We start from the raw sequence: 17,754 nt of genomic DNA on the forward strand, positions 1-17,754 counted from the left end.
GCATGGGCGAGCTGCAGGACAGTCTGGAGCGGGCGGGCGCGGCCACCGCGACCCGCCCCATCCCCGCCTCCGCCGGCGCGCGGATGCGGTTCCTGGTCAGGAGCGAGCACGGCTCGACCCGGGCCGTCGCCCAGCGCCTGCAGGTCTCCCAGCGCACCGTGGAACGCTACGTCAAAGGCACCCTGCGCCACCCGCGCCCGGAGCTGGCCGCCCGCCTGGAGCGCGAGGTCCGCAAGGACTGGCAGCCGCGGGTGCGGGCCCGCGCCCGCAGACATGCCGCCACCAGCGGCGGCATCGTGGTCGAGACCCGCGCGCAGTTCGGCTACACCGGCGCGCCCGGCTCCAGCGACCAGGACCGCATGCGGCTGCTGACCCAGCACCTGCCGCCGCACCACGCCGAGCGGCTGTTCGCCGCGCAGGCCGCCGGCGCCGGCGAGGACGAACTGCGGCAGGTCGTCGCCGAGGCCCTGCGCGACGTCTACTTCCGCGACCGCGGCCGCCGGGCCCGCTCCCTGGAAGAGGTCCGCTTCACCACCATCGACTACATCGAACTCGACTTCTGACACACCCCGTTCCCAGCCCCCGCGCGCGCAATGCCCGGCCGTCCCCCGGGGCCCCGGCCGTGACCGCCGGCACCGGCCGCACGACCCGGTGGGGCCGCAAGGTCAGCGGGCGGCGGCCGCGCGCAGGTGCCGGCTGACGTCGCCGACCAGGCGGATGTCCACCTGCCGGCGGGTGAAGCGCCACCGGCCGTCGCGGCGGGTGAAGCGGTCGCGGTAGCGGCCGGCGGCGATGACCTGCAGGGGCAGGCCGTCGACGGCCTGCAGCACGGTCACGCAGGAGCGGGCCTCGGCCGTGCCGGCGTCCTCGTCGACGTCGACGGCCACGTTGCTCGTCACGTGCTGGGTGCGCGGCGTGCCGTCGGCGTAGACGATCAGCGTGTCGCGGAACATCCCCTCGATCGCCTCCCGGCCGGTGAACGTCGCCCCGCTGCCGGTGAACGAGGCGTCGGCCAGCAGTTCGCCCACTCCCGCGAAGTCGCCGTCGTCGACGAGTTCGGCGTAGCGGGCCAGCAGGTTCTCCACGGCCCGGTGCGCGGGCACCGCGTTCGCGGGCGCGGCCGGCGGCACGGTGGGCCGCGGCGGCGCGGGACAGATGCGGATCGTGGCGGCGCGGGCATCGGCGGAGGCGACCAGGCCGGCCGCGGCCGGCCCGTACTTGGCGGTGAACGCCTCGTCGACGGGCCCGGCCGGCCCGAGGCCGCCGGTGTCCAGGACGACGTCGTGCGTGGTCCCGGCGACGGTGACGCGTCCGCGGCCGTGCGCGAGTGCCGCCTGGTACCAGGCCGACCGCGGGCCACGGTAGGCGCGCACGTACAGCTGGCCGCCGGTGACGGCCATGCCGATCTCCACACCGTCCCCGCCGTCACCGGCGGTCAGGATCAGGGACTGCGTGCGGGAGAGCAGTTCGAGGTCGTGGGGTTCCCAGGTGGTGGTCATGCACCAAGTGTGACCGCCACGGCCGGCCCACGGCACACGTGTGAGGGGGAGAGTCCTGCACAGGCACACCGCACCCACCCGCACCCGCCACCCGCGCACACGTGTGGCCGCGGGCGCGCGGTGCGGGGCGCGGTGGGTGCGCGGGTCACTCCTCGCGTTCGAACTCGGCCTGGGCGCGCTGGTCGTCGAGTTCCTTCTGCGCCGACTGGTAGACCTCGCGGACGAGTTTCTCGGCTTCCTGCTGCGAGGGCTTGTCGGGCAGGTGCTGGACTCGTTCGACCCAGTTGCGTGCGGATGGCTCCATGCCGCCCTCCTTCACCGCCGCGGTCGTGGAGCGCGGGGCCGCGCGTCGGCCCGTGGGGCGGTGGCCAGGGGCCCCTCCCGGCCACCCTAACGCCGCCGCGCCGCGCGCGCCCCTCACGCCGGCCCACAACCCGGCCGCGTCCCACCGTCCCGATCATGGGGCGTGTTCGTGCAGGTGGCAGGGGTGCGGAGTGGTGTGGTCACAACGGCTGGTTGTGGCGTTCTAGGGTGGGGTCATGGATCTTGACGGTGTGGCGACGTTCGTGGCCGCCACGGACGCGGGCCGGTTCCAGGAGGCCGCGGTGGAGCTGGGGGTCACCCAGCAGGCGGTGTCCAAGCGGGTCGCGGCGCTGGAGCGCGCGCTGGGGGTGCGGCTGTTCACGCGGACCGCGCGCGGTGCGCGGCTGACGATCGACGGGCAGGCGTTCCTGCCGCACGCGCGGGAGCTGCTGCGGGTGGCGGAGCGGGCGGCGGCCTCGGTGCGGGCGGGACGCCGTCCGCTGCGGGTGGACGTGCTGTCCTCGCGGGGGGCGGGCTCGGGGCTGATGCGCGCCTTCCACCGCGCCCATCCGCAGGCCGATCTGGACGTGCTGACGCTCTTCGAGATGGACGCGGCGGTGGCCGCGCTGCGCTCCGGCGCGATCGACGCGACGTTCCGGGCGGTCGGGGCACCGGGCCGGCCGCTGCCGGAGGACATCGCGTATGTGCGGGTCCTGGACGAGCCGCTGCAGGTGCTGACCGGCCCCGCCCATGCACTGGCCGGCGCCCGGTCGGTGACGCTGCCGCAGCTGGCCGGGCACCGGATCTGGATGCCGGGCATCGTGGCGGGCACCGAGTGGGCGGCCTACTACGACGCCATGGTCGGCGAGTTCGGCCTGACGATCGAGGCGACCGGCCCGAACTTCGGCTCCGACGCGCTGCTGGACACCATCGCCGACACCCCGGCCCTGGCCACGTTCATGGGCGAGCACACCCGGCTGGTGTGGCCGGCCGACCACGGGCTGCGCCGCATCCCGGTGACAGGCCCGACGCCGGTCTACCCGCACTGCCTGCTGTGGCACCGCGACAACGGGCACCCGGCGCTGGCCGCGCTGCGCACCCACCTGGCCACCACCGCCCCGCCGCCGGCCGCGCCCGGCACCTGGACCCCGCCGTGGACCCCGCCGGCCGCCGGGGTGTGAACGGCGGCGACCGCAGACCCGGCCCGCTACGGAAGGCTGCCCATGCCCACGCCCACGCCCATGCCTGTGCCCGCCGCTGAGCCCGCGCCCGGGCCGGTCGCGGAGGTGACGGCGTTCATGGCCCGCTACGAGCAAGCGGCCAACCGCCGCGTCGTGGAGGACCTGGCGCCGCTGATCGCACCGGACGCCACCTACTGGTTCTCCGACGGCTCCCACCAGGGCCGTGGCGAGATCCTCGCGGCGATCGCGCGGACCTTCGCCACGATCAGCGACGAGGTGTACGAGATCACCGCCCTGGAATGGGTGGTGGTGTCCGCCAGGCACGCGGTGTGCCGCTACCGCTTCTCCTGGACCGGCCAGGTCGAGGGCCGCCCCCGCTCCGGCCGCGGCCGCGGCACCAGCGTCCTGACCCGCCACGGCGGCACCTGGCAGATCCAGCACGAACACCTCAGCCCCTGAGCCCGCCCGACCCCGCCCGGCCCCGGACGGCCGCGCCGGCCGGCGGGGTCAGGCGGTGTCGCGCAGGTCCGTGGCGGTCAGCAGCGCGGCCAGGCCGATGCCGTGCGCGGCCAGGCCCTGGGCGCCGCCCTGCTCGCGGTCGATCACGCACACCGCCGTGGTGATCCGGGCGCCCAGCGCACGCAACTCGGCGGTGGACGCCAGGATCTGCCCGCCGCTGGTGACGACGTCCTCGACCACCGCCACCCGGCGGCCGGCCACCTGCGCGCCCTCGGCCAGCCTGCAGGTCCCGTACGCCTTGGCGTGCTTGCGGACGAACGCGCAGGGCAGGCCGGTGTGCCGGCCCAGCGCGGTGACGACGGGGATGCCGCCCATCTCCAGTCCGGCCAGGACCTGGGTGCCGGCCGGCACCAGCGGTGCCATCGCGGCGGCGATCTCGTCCAGGAGGACGGGGTCGGACTCGAAGCGGTACTTGTCGAAGTACTCCGTCGCGGTGTTCCCCGAGCGCAGGGTGAACTGCCCGGTCAGGTGGGAGGCGGCGTGGATGCGGCGGGCCAGCTCACGATGCGTCACAACGCCAGTGTCCCGGATGCGGGCGCTGCGGCCCAGGGCGGTGGCGCGTTCCGGCGCCGCGCGCGCCGGCCGGTCCGGCGGGTTGCGGCGTCAGGGGCGCGGCGCCGCGTGTCAGGCTCCGGTGGTGGCGGGCGCGGTTCGGGGCAGACGGACCGGCAGGGGCTGTTCGGTGGTGGGAGGTGGGGCGTGTGGACGGGCGGGGTCGCCTGCTGGTCGGGCTCGTGGTGGTCCTGGTGCTCGCCATGCTGCTGGGCGCGATCGTGGTGCTGGTCAAGCTGGTGCGGGCGCGGCGGCTGCTGAAGGACGCGGGGCTGCCGCGGTCGGGGAAGGTGACGTTCTGGGCGGCGGTGGCCTATCTGGTGTGCCCCGTCGACCTGTTGCCCGATCCGATCTACCTCGACGACATCGGTGTGCTGATGCTGGCGCTGCGGTCCCTGCACAAGGCGGCGGCGGCCGCGGCCGAACGCCGCGAGAGCGACCTGTACCGCCCGCCGGGCCGGCAGCGCTGGTGACCCCCCGGCCCCCGCCACGGCCCCGGCCCGGGCCGCGGCGGCGGGCGCGGCGGGCGCGGGGTGGCCGCGCGGCGTCTACGGCCGTAGACGCCGCGCCGTATCCTCGAGGCCATGACGGGTGAACAGCCGGCGCGCCGGCGCGACGCCGCCGCGACACGCGAGGCGATCCTGGCGGCGGCGGTCGTGGAGTTCACCGCGCACGGCTACGACCGTGCGGGGGTCCGGCAGATCGCCGAGCGGGCGGGCGTCACGGCGATGATGATCAACCGTTACTTCGGTTCCAAGCAGGGCCTGTTCGCCGAGGCCGTCGACCGCTGCTTCGCCCCGCCGACCGTGGTGGGCACCTCCCGCCAGGGCCTGCCCGGGGAGATGGCCCGCTCGCTGGCCGGGCGCACCGCGCCCGGCGCCGAGCCCCTGGACCCGTTCCTGCTCATGCTGCGCTCGGCGGCCGACCCCGAGGCGGCCGGCATCGTCCGGCAGGGCATCGAGAGGCATGCCGGCGCCCGCCTGGCGGGGCTGATCGGCGGCCCGGAGGCCGAGCTGCGCGCGCAGCTGGGCCTGGCGCTGGCCGCCGGGACGTGGCTGCTGCGCACCGTCGTCGGTGTCGGCGCGCTCGCGGCGGCCGACGAGGAGCGCCTGGCGCGGCTGCTGGCCTCGATGCTCGAGCCGGTCACGGGCCCGGCGGCCGGGGCGGACCCGGACGGCCGCGCGTAGCGCGGGGCCCTCGCGCCGCCGGCCGTCCCGACCGGGCCGGGGGCGGTCTCAGAAGGCGGAGCGGATGAGGCCGCCGTCGACCCGGAGGGTCGCGCCGCTGACGTACTGCGCGTGGGGCCCGCACAGGTAGGCCACCGCCGCGGCGATCTCGTCGGGTTCGCCGAAGCGGTTCTGGTCGTTGGGGATGAGGGCTTCCACGGCGTGGGGGTGGATGTCCTGCCAGGTCCGGCCCCAGCCGCGGTCGGGTCCGATCTGCGTGACGAGGTCCTTGACGCTGTCCACGAGGATCGCGCCGGGGGAGACCACGTTGGAGGTGACGCCGGTGCCCTTGAGGTCGCGGGCCAGGGAGACGGCGAGGTTGTGGCGGGCGGCGAGCGTGGCGTTGTACTGCGGGTGGGTGTTCATCGGCTGGGAGGCCAGGCCGCCGCCGATGGTGACCACGCGGCCCCAGCCGCGCTCGCGCATCGCCGGGACCAGGTGCTGGATCATCCGCACGCCCGAGACGACGTTGACGTTGTAGGTGTCGTTCCACTCCTGGGCGGTGGCCTGCGTCCAGGACAGGTGCCGGTAGAAGCCGGCGTTGTTGACGAGGATGTCGACGGGCCCCTCGCCGGTGGCCGCCCGGGCGACGTCGGCGGCGCCCTCGTCGGTGGCCAGGTCGCCCAGTGCGGTGCTGGCCGTGCCGCCGGCCGCGCGGATCGCGGCGGCGACCGCCTCGGTCCGGTCCTTGTCACGCCCGTGGATCACCACGGCCGCGCCCTCGGCGGCCAGCATCCTGGCGGTCGCCTCGCCGAGCCCGGCACTGGAGCCGGTGATCAGCGCGCGCTTGCCGGTGAGATCGAGGTTCATCTCCTGCTTCCCTTTCCGCGGCCGGCCGCCCCCGCGCCCTGGTCGACGCGGGCGGCGGATGGCCACACCCACAAGTATACACTCGTAGACTTATCGGGGTCGGGGGTCCGGACCTGCGGCGACGGGCACCCGCCCGGCGGATGCCGGGGCGGGACTGGCGGGCGGGGCGGCGGGTGGGGTTCAGCCCTTGCAGGTGGGGTCGGCGAGGATGACGGGAGCGGCCTCGCGGGTGGTGACGAACGCGCGGAAGCCGGGGGCGCCGGCGACGCATTTGGTGGCGATGTTCGCGAAGTGGTCGGGGAAGTTGGTGACGTTCGCGGGGCTGTCGTCGCCGCGCCGGCCGGCGACGGGGGAGTCCCCGGTGCCGCGTCGGTCGCTGGCGCACCCGCACAGGGCGGCCATGGCGACGGCGATCGCCGCGAGGGCGGTGAGGTGCCTGGTCCGGCGGTGCTGCATGGCGTCCTCGTCTCGGGCCCGGGGGCCTTGGCATGGGGGTCGGATGACATCAAGGACATGGCGCCCGGTGCGTGCGGTTGCCTGCGCGGGCAGGGGAATGCGGTGGTGTCGCCGCTGGTTGTCAGGGGTGCGGGAACGTGAAGGGGACCGTGTCCCCGGGCCTCACCTCTGCCCGTGGGGAGGGTGGCCGCCGGCCACGCCCCACGGAGCCCCTCGCCGAGAGGCGACCGCCCCTTCGCGTCCCGCCCGGTGACCCCGGTCGGCTCCCCCCTTGGCCGGCCGGGGTCCTCGCGTGCCCGGCCCCGGGCGCGCCTCTGGAGGGCGTGCCCGGCGTGCGGCCGGCGGGGTTCGGTGCGAGCGTGGACCAAAGACTCCCGCACTCTTCCCTGAGGTGTTCGGCCATGGCACAAGATCCGGTGTACGACGAGCTGATGCGCCTGCGCGGCGACGACCTGGTCCGGCGGATCGACCGTATCGGGGACGAGGCGATCGCCACGCTGCTGAGCACCGTGACGGCCGAGGAGGCCTCGGCGCTGATCCATCGCGCCAGTGCGGCCGGGCGCACCATGGATGCTCGCCGCCAGCCGGACGGCGCCGCGGTCGGGGCCGACCGGTACCGGGCCGGGAACACCTGAACCTGCCGGGACGGCGGGACGGCGGGGCTGCGGGGGTGTCAACTCCTGGGCGGGCGCGGGTAATCGCGTCGACCCCGCGCGGCGGGGCGGCTAGGTTGGGGCGCGCACGCACGGCAGGCCCGAGGAGCTGAGAGATGCCCGGTTTCCCGAGCGCGCGTTGACGTCGTGGCCAATGAAGTGGCCTGTCATCGCGTGCTGCCCGTGACGTTGCGGCACAGCGAGCCGTCCCCTGCCCGAGCGCGCCGGGGGTGCACCCGGGTGGGGTGTGCCCGGTGCCGGGCCTCGCCGCCGGCCCTTTGAGGGAACCCCTGTGCCGTCCGCCGCATCCTCGTCGTCGTCCTCCGCGTCCGCTGCGTCTTCCGCGCCACATGCGTCCCCCGTGTCCGTGTCCGTGTCCGGGGGTGGTGGTGGGCCGGGGTTGTGGCGTGATGCGGACTTCCGCCGGTTGTGGGCCGGTCAGGCGGTGTCCCAACTCGGGGAGCACGCGAGCCTGGTGATCGTGCCGCTGTTCGCGGTCGTGACGCTCCATGCCAGTGCCGGGCAGCTGGGTGTGCTGCGGGCGGTGGGGCAGGCGCCGGTGCTGCTGCTGTCGTTGCCGGCGGGGGCGTGGGTGGACCGGTGGCGTGCCCGTACGGCGATGGCCTGGGCGGACGCGGGGCGGGCGCTGGTCCTGGCCGGTGCGGCCGTGGCCGGGTGGTGGGGGTCTCTGGCGATGGGGGCGCTGCTCGTCGTGGTCTTCGCCGCGGGGGCGTTGTCGGTGGTGTTCGACGTGGCCTATCAGGCCGCGGTGGTGCGGCTGGTGGAACGTGACCGTCTGGTGGCGGGCAACAGTGCGCTGGAGGGCAGCCGGTCGGCGGCGCAGATCGCGGGTCCGGCGCTGGGCGGGGCGCTGGTGTCGCTGCTGTCGGTGCCGGTCGCGGCCGCCGCGGGTGCCCTGTCGTTCGCGGTGTCGTTCCTGTCGCTGCGGCGGATCCGACGACCCGAGCCGGTCCCGGAGCGTGCCGGGGACGCGGCCGGGGCGTGGCGGCGCATGGGCCGGGGGGTGCGTTTCGTCGCCGGGGACGCGGCGTTGCGGGCGGTGTGCGTGGCGTCGGCGGCCTACCAGTTCTCGTTCGCGGCGATGATGACGGTGTATCTGCTGTTCCTGCCGCGCCAGTTGCACCTGCCGGGTGTGGTGGTGGGGGTGGTGCTGGCGGCGTCGGGGCCGGGCGCGCTGGCGGGGTCGCTGCTGGCGGCCCGGGCGCCGGCCCGGTTCGGGTACGGCGTGGTCCTGGTGGGTGGGGCCGCGCTGGGGGACGGGGTGTTCTGCTGCGTTCCGGCGTTGCACGGCCCGCCGGTGGTGGTCGCCGGGGTGCTGGTGGTGGTCGGGTTCGTGTTCGGGCTGGGCGCGCAGCTGGTCAACGTGACGGTGATGGCGGTGCGGCAGGCCGTCACGCCGCCCGCGGTGCAGGGCCGTACGGCCGCGACGATCAGTTTCGTCGGCATGGGGATGGCTCCGCTGGGTTCCCTGCTGGGCGGGTTCCTCGCACACGCCTGGGGGTTGCGGGCCGGCCTGATGGTGGCGGCGGTGGCGATGCTGGTGTCGCCCGCGGTGATGGCGCTGTCTCCGCTGGGCCGGCTGGGCCGCGTGCTGCCCGCCCCCGTCCCCGTTCCCCTCGCCCGGGCTTCGGCCCCCGTCCCCGCCGTCCCCGCTGCCGGCTCGGCTGTCGGTGCGGTGCCGCGGCGGCGGGGCGCGGAGGGCGGGGGTGGGGGGTCTACTTGAGGGCCAGCAGCAGGGTGTCGGCGGGGGAGCAGGACACCGGGCGGGCCTCGGTGAAGCCCTTGTCGCGCAGGACGCGGGTGTGCCACTGCACGGACGGCATGTCGCCTTCGTCGTCGGGGCTGTAGATCTCCCACCGCCGGGCGGTGGGTTCGGCCAGGGCCGGGTCCTTGGCGGCCAGTTGCCACCAGTCGGTCCAGTCCAGGGCGCCCTCGCGGCGGGCCTGGTCCATGCGGGCCTGCCGCTGGGCGGTTTCGGCGGCGTTGATCCGGGGGGTGGTCTCGTCGGTCATGCGGTCGGCGTTCATGAAGATGCCGCCGTCGCGGACGAGTTCGGCGACCTGCCCGTACAAGGTGGCGACGGGTCCGCTGCGCAGCCAGTGCAGGGCGGTGGCGGTCAGGACCGCGTCGTAGCTGGGGTGGGGCAGCAGTTCGGGCCAGGCGGGGTCGGTGAGGTCGGCTTCGAGGAGGGTCACCCGGTCGTCGCCGGCGAAGGTGCCGCGGGCGATGGTGAGCAGGGCGGGGTCGAGGTCGATGCCGGTGACGGTGGTCTGGGGGAAGCGGGCGAGCAGGCGTGCGGTGATGGTGCCGGTGCCGCAGGCGAGGTCCAGGACGCGCGGCCGGGTGCCCACGCAGGCCTGGACCATGTCGAGCATGGTCTGGAACTGCTCCTCGCGGTGGGGCATGTACCACTGCTGCTGCCGGTCCCAGCTGTCCTGCCAGGACTGCCAGTCGGTGCCGGTGGTGCCGGTGGTGCCGGTGGTGCCGGTCGCGGTCGTGGTGGCCATGGGGTCCTTCCTTCGGGTTCGCCGGGTCGTGACGGCGGCCAGTGCGCGTGCCGCGGCCAGGACGTGGGCGGTGTCGTGTTCCTGGTGCACCACGAAGCGCACGTAGCCGCCGGGCAGGGGCAGCACGTGGACCCCGCGTTCGGCCAGGGCCGCGGTGAGGGTGTGCTCGCTGCGGCCGGGCAGCCGCACGGTGACGATGTTGGTGCGGTGCGCGGGTGCGGGGACGTCGGCTCCGGGGACCTGGGCCAGTTCACCGGCCAGGAGCGCCGCGAGCGCGTGGTCGTCGGCCAGGCGGGGGATGCGCGCCAGGGCGGTGAGGCCCGCGGCGGCCAGGATCCCGCTCTGGTGCATGGTGCCGCCCAGGCCCAGCCGGATGTCGCGGGCCGCTTCGATGAAGTCCCTGGTGCCGGCCAGCAGCGACCCGGCCGGTGCTCCCAGCCCCTTGGCCAGGCAGAACGTCACGCTGTGCGCGCCGGCGGCCATCTGGGCCACGCTGTGGCGCAAGGCGGTGGCCGCGTTGGCCAGGCGGGCGCCGTCCAGGTGCAGGTGCGCGTCGTGGCGGGCGGCGAGTTCGGCCAGTTCGGCCTGCGTGGCGGGGGGCAGTGCGTTGCCGTCGCACAGCATGGCGGTGTTCTCCGCGCACACCACGTGCCCGCCGCCGTCCCGGGCCAGTGCGCGGTGCACGGCGCCGGTCTCCAGGGCGCCGCCGCCGTTCTGGGGGACCTCGGTGAGGCGGGCGCCGGCGAACCGGCGGATCGCGGCGCCCTCGAAGCGGGCGATGTGGGTGCGGCTGCCGGCGACGACGTGCGGTGCGGGTGCCTGTGTGGCGGCCAGCACCGCCACCAGGTTGGACATGGTGCTGCTGGGCAGGAACAGGGCGGCTTCCTTGCCGAGCAGGGTGGCGCCCTGGCGTTCCAGGCGCCCGACGGTGGGGTCGTCGCCGTAGGCGTCGTCGCCGACGTCGGCCGCGGTCATGGCCGCGCGCATCGCCTGGTCGGGCATGGTGCGGGTGTCGCTGCGGAAGTCGTGCGGCAGGTCAGCGGTCATGGCGGGCGCTGTCCGCGTCGAGCGGGCCGGGATGCGTCCGCCCCACGCTGGGGTGCGGGTCCTGGGGCGGTTCGGGGCGGTGGGGGGTGCCGATCCACACCGCGCGGGTGTGGGTGTACTGGTCGGCGGCGCGCACGCCCAGTTCGCGGCCGTATCCGCTGTGGCCGATGCCGCCGACGCTGACGGGTTCCTCGGTGTCGCCCCAGGTGTTCACCCAGACCATGCCGGCCCGAAGGCGGCGGGCGAATTCCTCGGCGCGCCCGGCGTGCGTGGTCCACACCGACGCGGACAGGCCGTAGTCGGTGTCGTGGGCCAGGTGCAGTGCCTGGGCCTCGGTGCGGAACGTGGTGACGGACAGAACCGGGCCGGACAGTTCCTCCCGCCAGGCCGGCCGGGTCAGGGGGACGTCGTCCAGGACGACGGGGGTGACGTAGAAGCCGCCGGTGTGGGTGGGCGGCAGGGCCGGCTGCAGGCTGTCGTGGCCGGGCGGGAGGTGGACCTTGGCGCCGTGTCCGGCGGCGTCCTCGACGGCGGCGTGGACGCGTTGCTGGGCGGCCCGGGTGGTCAGGGGGCCCAGGTCGGTGGCGGGGTCGTCGGTGGGGCCGATGGTGCGCCGCGCGGTCAGTTCCAGCAGGCGCCGTACGAACGCGTCGTGGACGTGTTCGTGGATGACGAGCCGGGAGGCGCCGACGCACATCTGGCCGGTGTTGCCGGTGAAGGCCTCCACCGTGGCCTGGGCGGCCGCTTCGAGGTCCGCGTCGGGGAAGACGATCAGCGGGTTCTTTCCGCCCAGTTCGAGGGAGACCCTCTTGACCGAGCCGGCGCAGCGGGCGGCGACGTCGCGGCCCGCGGCGGTGGAGCCGGTGAAGGAGACGGCCGCGATCTGGGGGAGTTCGCACAGCATCCGGCCGGTCCCGGCGCCGCCGTAGACCGCGGACAGCACGTGCGGGGGCAGGATGCCGTCGGCCAGGCCCACGAGGGCCTGCACGCTGCGGGGGGTGTCCGGGGAGGGTTTGACCACCACGGTGTTGCCGTGCGCGAGCGCCCCGGCGATCTTCCACGAGGCCATCAGCAGCGGGTAGTTGGAGGGGGCGATGGCCGCGACGACGCCGAGCGGGATCCGGTCGGTGTAGGAGCGGACGCCGGTTTCGCCGGGGTGGATCTCGCCCGCGGGCTGCAGCGTCTGGCCGGCGAACCACTCCAGGGCGCGGGCGGCGAACTCCACTTCGCCGCCGATGCGGGCGACGGGCTTTCCCGCGTCCCGCCGTTCCCGTTCGATCAGGCCGTCGCGGTCCTGCCGCAGCCGGCCGGCCAGTTCACGCAGGTGCGCGGCGCGTTCGCGGGGCGCGGTGCCGGCCCAGGCGGGGAACGCGGCGGCGGCGCGGTCGGCGATGCCGGCGCACTGCTCGGCGGGGGTGTCGGGCAGCGTGCCGAACTGCTCGCCGGTGGCCGGGTCGTACAGGGGCCGGGGGGTTGCCGGGGACGGGTGCGGTCGGCTGGTCACAAGGTGCCCTTCGGGTGGCGCGGCGGCCTCGGGGCGAGCAGGGCGCCCAGAGCGGACAGGACGGTCTCGCGGTCCACGCCCGCGTGGGTGCTGCTCACCAGCTTGCCTTCGGTGCCGGTGGCCGGATCGCTCCACTGGGCGTCGAACGGCCCGAGCCCGGGGTCGATGCAGGCCAGGTGCACCAGGTGGCCGGCGACGTCGGTCTGCTGGGTGGTGGCGGGGTGTTTCTCGCGCCGCGGCGGGAAGGGGATGCGTCCCTTGCCCGCCTGCTGGAGGACCACGCGCAGTTCGGCGGCGTCCAGGTCGGCGCGGGTGTAGACGATCTCGGTCTCCTGGGCGCCGTCCTCGCCCGTGAACGTCGCCGCGCTCTCGGCGGTGAAGCCGTCCAGCGCGCGGGGGGCGTGGTGCGCGTCCAGGAACGCGGCGAGTTCGCCGGCGGCGGCCCACTGCCCCTCGTGGCGGCGGCCACGGCGCTGGAAGGTGTACAGGCCGGTGGGCACGGCGACCATGTCCACCGGGTAGCGGGCCCAGTAGCTCAGGGCGTGGAAGGGGGTGCGCAGCACCCGCGCGACGACGTCGTCGCCGCCGGGCACCAGGTGCTCGTGCAGCGTGGTCAGTTCGGCGTCGGTGAACTGCCCTTCCAGGACCGACAGTTCGACGGTGGTGCGGCTCATGCGCACCGAGGTGGCGGGGTTGTTCAGGTAGTCCGTGCCGAACCAGAGGACGTGCCCGCTCGAGAGGGTCACCGGCCGGGTGTGGCTGCCCCACAGGCAGGGGTGGTCGGCGGCGGGGAACGCCCAGTCGTACAGGAACTGCTTGATGCGCAGGCGCCGGCCGGGCCCGGCGATCTCGCTGCGGTGCACCGCGTTGTTCGCCTCCGACCAGGGGCTGCGTCCGGTGGCCTCGCCGTGGTGGCCGGGCGGGGCCTCCTTGCGCAGCGTGGAGGTCAGGACGCGGCAGCCTTCGGGCAGCGCGGTGGGTTTCCACAGCACGAAGTTGCACCAGGGCTGGGCCTGTTCGGCGGGCAGTTCGACGGGCGCCGCCTCCAGGTCGGCGGCGCGCGGCACGATGTGCCAGTTCCAGTCTTTCCTGACCGTCATACCGTGTGCTCCTGCTTTCTGTGTCACGGGGCCGGGCCGGGGCGGGCCGTGGGCGGGGCGGGCAGGCCGGGGGCCGGCGCTCTCGGGCGGCGCGGCGCGCCGTGCGCGGGGGTGCGGGGGGTGCGGCTACGGGCCGTCGTCGCGTTCGGTGTGCCAGGCCCGGGCCAGCAGGGACAGGGACGTCAGGAAGCGGTGCTCGATGCCCTGGTGGCCGCCGTCGTGCTCCTGGTACTCGTGGGCGACGCCGTGCCGGGCCAAGGTGGCGTGCAGCGCGCGTACGCCCCAGTGCATGTGGTATTCGTCGCGCTGCCCGGTGTCCAGGTACAGCAGCCGCAGTGCGCGCAGCCGCTCCAGGGCGCCGGCGACCAGGTGCACCGGGTCGTGGCGCAGCCATTCCTGCCAGACCTCGGGGCGGAAGACGCCGGTGGCGGGGTCGCAGGGCAGGGCGTCGGCGGGGGCGGTGGGCGCGTGGGGGGTGTAGCACATGCCCATCGCGACCAGGCTCATGGCCACCATGAACGGGCCGTCGTGCGGTCCGGTGCGGCGGCGGGCGAGGAACGCGGTGACGCCGCCGGCCTGCCGCAGGGTGTCCAGGACGCCGGGCAGCAGCGGCAGGTAGGCGTGCTCGAAGCCGGCGTCGGGGGTGTGGGCGACGACCGCGCCGAACAGGTCGCCGCGCATGCCGGCGATCAGTGCCCCGTAGCCGCCGCTGGACTTGCCGCCGACGGCCCGCCAGGCGGGTTCGGGGCGGGTGCGGAAACGCTGGTCGACCTCGGTGACGACTTCGGCGAGGTAGTCGGAGTACCGGCCGCAGGCGGGGGAGTTGATGTACTGCGAGCCGCCGAAGGCGGTCGCGCAGTCGGGAACGGCGACCAGGGCCCGCGGCGCGCTGCCCCGCGCCATGGCCGCCCACATCTGCTGGGCGACCGGTGCGCCGAAGACGATGCCGCGGGTGGTCAGGGACGCCGTCGCGCCGAACCCGGGCAGCCAGTACAGGACCGGGAGCCGCTCGCCGGGATGGTGCCCGGGGGGCAGCAGCACCTCGACGGTGCGGTGGTGGGGGTCGCCCAGCGGGTTGTCCAGCAGGCTCTTGCTCTCGTGGGTGAAGCTGACCCGCCGGCCCTGCGGTGCGCTCATGCCGCGGTCCCGCCCGCGCCCGCCCCCGCGCCACTGGTCTCCGTGCCGCCGCCGCCGCCGCCGCTGCCGCTGCCGGTGCCGCTGCCGGTGGTGCGCAGGGCGTGTTCGACGTGCCGGGTGTAGTAGACGGGGTGGTGGAAGACCGCGGACAGCAGGTTGCTGTTGCTGGCCCACAGGGCGTAGGAGCTGCCGAACAGCAACTCGGCGTCCAGGAGGGCCTGCAGGGTGGCGGCGGCGATCTCGGTGTATCCCGCGTCGTGCGCGGTGTGCCGGCGTGCGGCGCCCGTGCCCAGGCGCACGACCCGGCCGCTGACCGGTTCCAGCAGGTACGAGGAGGTGGTCCGGTCGTCGCCGTACAGGGACAGGGTGTGGCTGGCGCCGCTGTCCAGGGCCCGGTACCAGAAGTCGGTGCCGACCAGGAGGTCCATGAGTTCGGCGATGAGGGTGGTGTTGTCGCGGGTCTGGCGGCCCCACCGGTCGCGTGCGGGGTCGAAGGCGGGCACGGCCGCCTTCGGGTCGAGTGTCACCTCGGCGGACAGGGCCTGGAAGTCGTAGCCGCCGGGGGCGAAGGGGGCGGGGTGCAGGTCGGTCTTGCCGTCGTGGATCTCCAGGACCTGTCCCGGTCCCCACAGTGCGGCCGGCCGGCCCAGTTCGTTCAGGCGCTGGAAGGCCTCCCAGGGGGTGAAGGGGAAGATGGTGCGGTTGCACCAGGCGTAGTCCTCGGTGCCCTGGCCGCTGACCTTCCAGCCGAAGGAGGAGGGGATGGTCAAGGCGGCGTCCAGGGTCGCGGCGTAGCGGTCGAAGGTGTCCCGGGCGCGTTTCTTGACGGCGCCGGGGTCGGTCAGCGGGCGGCGTTCGGTGAGCACGCCGGGCGGGGAGACGCTGTGCGCGGGGATGAACGCGACGTCGATGCGGGGGGCGTCGGGCCGGCTGAAGAACTCGACGGTGGAGTCGTGCAGGATCGCGTCGCCGCACAGCATGACCGCCGCCTGCGGGGTCTGGAGCAGCACGCTCATCTCGGGGAACGGCACGTCGGAGGCGAAGGTGCGCAACTGCACGTCCCCGAGCCGGACGGTGTCGCCGGGGGTGACGGGGGTCAGGCGTTCGAAGCCCAGGCGGCGCAGTGTCCAGGGCATGGCCTGGTGGCCCAGTCCGGAGGCGGTGAACCGGGGCAGGGCGGGGCCGGCGGGGAACAGGCAGGTGGTCTCGGGCGCCCGCCGGGGGGTCTCGTCGAAGTCGACGTCGGCGTCGTCGAGGATCCGGGCCAGTGAGGGGAAGTGGTGGTGGTCGAAGTGGTGGTGGCTGAAGACGATGTGGTCGACGCCGCCGTCCAGGACCGCGCCCAGCTCACCGGGGACCGGGGGGTGGTGTTCCCAGAAGCGGTCCAGGCGCTGGGTCAGCCACGGGTCGACCAGGATGCGCCGGGTGCCGGTCTCCACCAGCACGGCGGCGTGGCCGAGCGAGGTCAGGCGCATCACCGCGTCACCTCGTACACGCAGCGGAAGCCGACCTCGTTGTGGAAGTCGGTGATCAGGTCCTTGCCCCGGTAGTACGTGGTCAGGCAGGTCTGCGGTGAGGTCCAGGTGCCGCCGCGCAGGACGTGGAAGGCGTCCTTGCGGTTCATGAACTCCATCGGGTGGCGGCCCTTGAAGAACGGGTCCATGTCCTGGCCGGTGTAGAAGTTCGTGCGGGTCAGTTCCCACACGTTGCCGGACATCTGCAGCGCTCCGTAGGGGCTGGCGCCCTGCGGGAGGCTGTCGGAGGGCAGCACCGGGTGGGCGGGCACGTCGGAGTCGGTGGTGGTCACCAGCAGCGCTTCGAGTTCGTCCAGGTCGGCGACGGCGGTGCCGTAGGAGCGTTCCACGTAGTTGACGCGCGCGGGGTCCCAGTCGTCTCCCCACGGGTAGGTGCGGCCGTCGGTGCCGCGGGCGGCCTTCTCCCACTGCAGTTCGCTGGGCAGGCTGCCGCCGCTCCACCGGGCGAAGGCCCACGCGTCGTACCAGTCGACGCCGACGACGGGCATGCCGGGCGCGTTGAAGCGCGGGTCGTGCGCGTGCACGGGCTGGTGGTCGCGGCCCTCCGGCTGGTCGGGGTGGTCGAAGCGGGTGGATCCGGCGATGTCGGCGAGGAACTGCCGGTAGCGGGCGTTGGTGACGGTGGTCCGGTCGATGTAGTAGGCGTCCAGGTGCTCCGCGCGCAGCGGGTTGTCGCCCTGCGTCATGCGGAACGGCCCCGTGCCGGGCTCGGCCACCCCCGCCATGAAGGGGCCGGCCGGCACCAGCACCACGTCCTGGTGGCGGCGGGGGCGCTCGGTGTGCTCGCGGATCCGCGCCCGCATCTGGGAGAAGTACTCGTCCTCCAGCTGCCGCAGCCGGCCGGGGTCGGTGCTGCCGAAGATGGCGAGCAGGGCGCGCTTGGTGAAGGCGGCGCCGCAGCCGACGGGCTTGCGGGTGAAGTCCGGCCGCGTGAAGTTGCTGGGCCACCCGGAGATGCGGATGAGGTCGGGCACGGCCGCGTCGATGCGGTGCTCGGTGGCCGTCTTCAGGGCGGTGAACGCGACCCAGTCGACCGGGTCGTGGCTGGCCGCGGCGACGGCGCTCGCCGCCTCGGGGACCTGGCGGTGGCGGCCGGCCAGGATGCGGACGGCGGCGGCCCGCACCGGCCACTCGGGGTGGTGCGCGGACAGGCTGATCAGCAGGGGGATGCCCGGGGCGTCCTGGCCGTCCTTGTCGGCAAGACCGATCACGGACCGGACCGACGCCCAGTACCGCTCGTCGCTCGACCCGTCCACCTTGAGGTACTCGGGCGGAATCTCCACGGTTTCCGAAACGAGGTGTCCTACCACTTGATATCTCCCCTGGAATCCATTAGGAGCCGCCCGTACGCTGCATGCGTACGGGCGGCGGAAAACTACCTCGTAGACGGATCGAGCAGCATTACCACTTGGTGGTGTCCTGCTCGCCGTCACGGGTACCCATGAAGTCCTTCTCCGACATGTAAATCACCCCATTTCAGATGATCGACCAGGTCGTGCGTCGATGGCAGATGCCATGACTCCACGACTGTTCGCCCCGCCTCTTCCAAAGTCAACGGGCATACCGGCGGCCCATCGGGATACGGCTCATTTCGAACCCCACACGTCACACTTCGCAGCCCACGGCGGGGGAGGAACGTCGAGTTCAACCCGTTCCGGACGCCCGCGGACCGGCCGGGAAGAGTGCTGGCGAAAAACCGACGCA

General features: G+C 74.5%; 18 protein-coding genes and 1 pseudogene. 7 read left to right on the plus strand and 12 right to left on the minus strand.

Features of this window, described 5'->3' with window-relative positions:
- The first annotated feature begins 2 nt into the window (after positions 1 to 2).
- Entirely contained in the window at positions 3 to 563 is a 561-nt protein-coding gene (tpg, locus tag BMW99_RS28450; protein WP_069463270.1) for a telomere-protecting terminal protein Tpg, read from the plus strand.
- 102 nt (positions 564 to 665) lie between these two features.
- Here the strand turns inward: tpg and BMW99_RS42295 are convergent, their stop codons facing one another.
- Together BMW99_RS42295 and BMW99_RS41485 are read right to left on the minus strand one after the other, a co-directional pair.
- Positions 666 to 1,499, minus strand: a complete 834-nt coding sequence (locus BMW99_RS42295) for a DUF2255 family protein (protein WP_245791665.1) — start codon at positions 1,497 to 1,499, stop codon at positions 666 to 668.
- A gap of 145 nt (positions 1,500 to 1,644) precedes the next feature.
- Positions 1,645 to 1,803 (minus strand): hypothetical protein, encoded by a 159-nt coding sequence (locus BMW99_RS41485; protein ID WP_176735463.1) that lies wholly within the window; start codon positions 1,801 to 1,803, stop codon positions 1,645 to 1,647.
- Between the two features lie 235 nt (positions 1,804 to 2,038).
- Between BMW99_RS41485 and BMW99_RS28465 the strand changes: the two genes are divergently transcribed.
- Positions 2,039 to 2,983 carry a LysR family transcriptional regulator gene (locus BMW99_RS28465; protein ID WP_075017807.1) on the plus strand — a complete coding sequence of 315 codons (945 nt, stop codon included), beginning with the start codon at positions 2,039 to 2,041 and terminating at the stop codon, positions 2,981 to 2,983.
- Between the two features lie 42 nt (positions 2,984 to 3,025).
- Positions 3,026 to 3,442: a YybH family protein gene (locus BMW99_RS28470; protein ID WP_245791666.1), complete on the plus strand. Its 417-nt coding sequence runs from the start codon at positions 3,026 to 3,028 to the stop codon at positions 3,440 to 3,442.
- 48 nt (positions 3,443 to 3,490) lie between these two features.
- Here the strand turns inward: BMW99_RS28470 and pyrE are convergent, their stop codons facing one another.
- Positions 3,491 to 4,015 carry an orotate phosphoribosyltransferase gene (gene pyrE / locus BMW99_RS28475; RefSeq protein ID WP_069465135.1) on the minus strand — a complete coding sequence of 175 codons (525 nt, stop codon included), beginning with the start codon at positions 4,013 to 4,015 and terminating at the stop codon, positions 3,491 to 3,493.
- A 188-nt stretch (positions 4,016 to 4,203) separates the two neighbouring features.
- Here pyrE and BMW99_RS28480 point away from each other — a divergent pair, with 188 nt between their 5' ends.
- Positions 4,204 to 4,527: a YkvA family protein gene (locus BMW99_RS28480; RefSeq protein ID WP_407640330.1), complete on the plus strand. Its 324-nt coding sequence runs from the start codon at positions 4,204 to 4,206 to the stop codon at positions 4,525 to 4,527.
- A gap of 111 nt (positions 4,528 to 4,638) precedes the next feature.
- Positions 4,639 to 5,241 carry a TetR/AcrR family transcriptional regulator gene (locus tag BMW99_RS28485; RefSeq protein WP_069465134.1) on the plus strand — a complete coding sequence of 201 codons (603 nt, stop codon included), beginning with the start codon at positions 4,639 to 4,641 and terminating at the stop codon, positions 5,239 to 5,241.
- Between the two features lie 48 nt (positions 5,242 to 5,289).
- On the opposite strand, the gene BMW99_RS28490 is transcribed toward BMW99_RS28485, so the two are convergent.
- Positions 5,290 to 6,090 (minus strand): SDR family NAD(P)-dependent oxidoreductase, encoded by an 801-nt coding sequence (locus tag BMW99_RS28490; protein ID WP_069465133.1) that lies wholly within the window; start codon positions 6,088 to 6,090, stop codon positions 5,290 to 5,292.
- 180 nt (positions 6,091 to 6,270) lie between these two features.
- On the minus strand, positions 6,271 to 6,546 hold the full coding sequence (locus BMW99_RS28495; protein WP_069466949.1) for a hypothetical protein: 276 nt from the start codon (positions 6,544 to 6,546) through the stop codon (positions 6,271 to 6,273).
- 401 nt (positions 6,547 to 6,947) lie between these two features.
- Here BMW99_RS28495 and BMW99_RS28500 point away from each other — a divergent pair, with 401 nt between their 5' ends.
- Complete coding sequence (locus BMW99_RS28500) at positions 6,948 to 7,181, plus strand: hypothetical protein (RefSeq protein WP_141726488.1); 234 nt, start codon at positions 6,948 to 6,950, stop codon at positions 7,179 to 7,181.
- 418 nt (positions 7,182 to 7,599) lie between these two features.
- A complete protein-coding gene (locus BMW99_RS28505) occupies positions 7,600 to 8,943 on the plus strand; it encodes an MFS transporter (protein WP_265737212.1) in 1,344 nt (447 codons plus the stop codon).
- On the opposite strand, the gene BMW99_RS42300 is transcribed toward BMW99_RS28505, so the two are convergent.
- From BMW99_RS42300 to BMW99_RS28540, 7 genes and pseudogenes are all read right to left on the minus strand, one after another.
- Positions 8,936 to 9,727, minus strand: a complete 792-nt coding sequence (locus tag BMW99_RS42300) for a class I SAM-dependent methyltransferase (RefSeq protein WP_075017831.1) — start codon at positions 9,725 to 9,727, stop codon at positions 8,936 to 8,938. The two genes, BMW99_RS28505 and BMW99_RS42300, sit on opposite strands and share 8 nt — an antisense overlap.
- A gap of 66 nt (positions 9,728 to 9,793) precedes the next feature.
- Positions 9,794 to 10,774: pseudogene (locus BMW99_RS42305) on the minus strand (threonine aldolase family protein); the annotation flags it as partial.
- Positions 10,764 to 12,278, minus strand: coding sequence for an aldehyde dehydrogenase family protein (locus BMW99_RS41490; protein WP_075017808.1), 1,515 nt, complete (start codon positions 12,276 to 12,278; stop codon positions 10,764 to 10,766). The gene BMW99_RS41490 and the pseudogene BMW99_RS42305, both read right to left, overlap by 11 nt.
- Positions 12,275 to 13,378, minus strand: coding sequence for a hypothetical protein (locus tag BMW99_RS41495; protein WP_069467189.1), 1,104 nt, complete (start codon positions 13,376 to 13,378; stop codon positions 12,275 to 12,277). The genes BMW99_RS41490 and BMW99_RS41495 overlap by 4 nt, the downstream gene beginning before the upstream one ends.
- Positions 13,379 to 13,504: 126 nt before the next feature.
- Positions 13,505 to 14,515 carry an alpha/beta hydrolase-fold protein gene (locus BMW99_RS28530; RefSeq protein WP_075017809.1) on the minus strand — a complete coding sequence of 337 codons (1,011 nt, stop codon included), beginning with the start codon at positions 14,513 to 14,515 and terminating at the stop codon, positions 13,505 to 13,507.
- Positions 14,512 to 15,990, minus strand: a complete 1,479-nt coding sequence (locus BMW99_RS28535; RefSeq protein ID WP_075017810.1) for an MBL fold metallo-hydrolase — start codon at positions 15,988 to 15,990, stop codon at positions 14,512 to 14,514. The genes BMW99_RS28530 and BMW99_RS28535 overlap by 4 nt, the downstream gene beginning before the upstream one ends.
- A complete protein-coding gene (locus BMW99_RS28540; protein ID WP_176735528.1) occupies positions 15,990 to 17,333 on the minus strand; it encodes a formylglycine-generating enzyme family protein in 1,344 nt (447 codons plus the stop codon). The genes BMW99_RS28535 and BMW99_RS28540 overlap by 1 nt, the downstream gene beginning before the upstream one ends.
- Positions 17,334 to 17,754: the final 421 nt, after the last annotated feature.

This window comes from Actinacidiphila rubida, assembly GCF_900110255.1.
Classification (GTDB): domain Bacteria; phylum Actinomycetota; class Actinomycetes; order Streptomycetales; family Streptomycetaceae; genus Actinacidiphila; species Actinacidiphila rubida.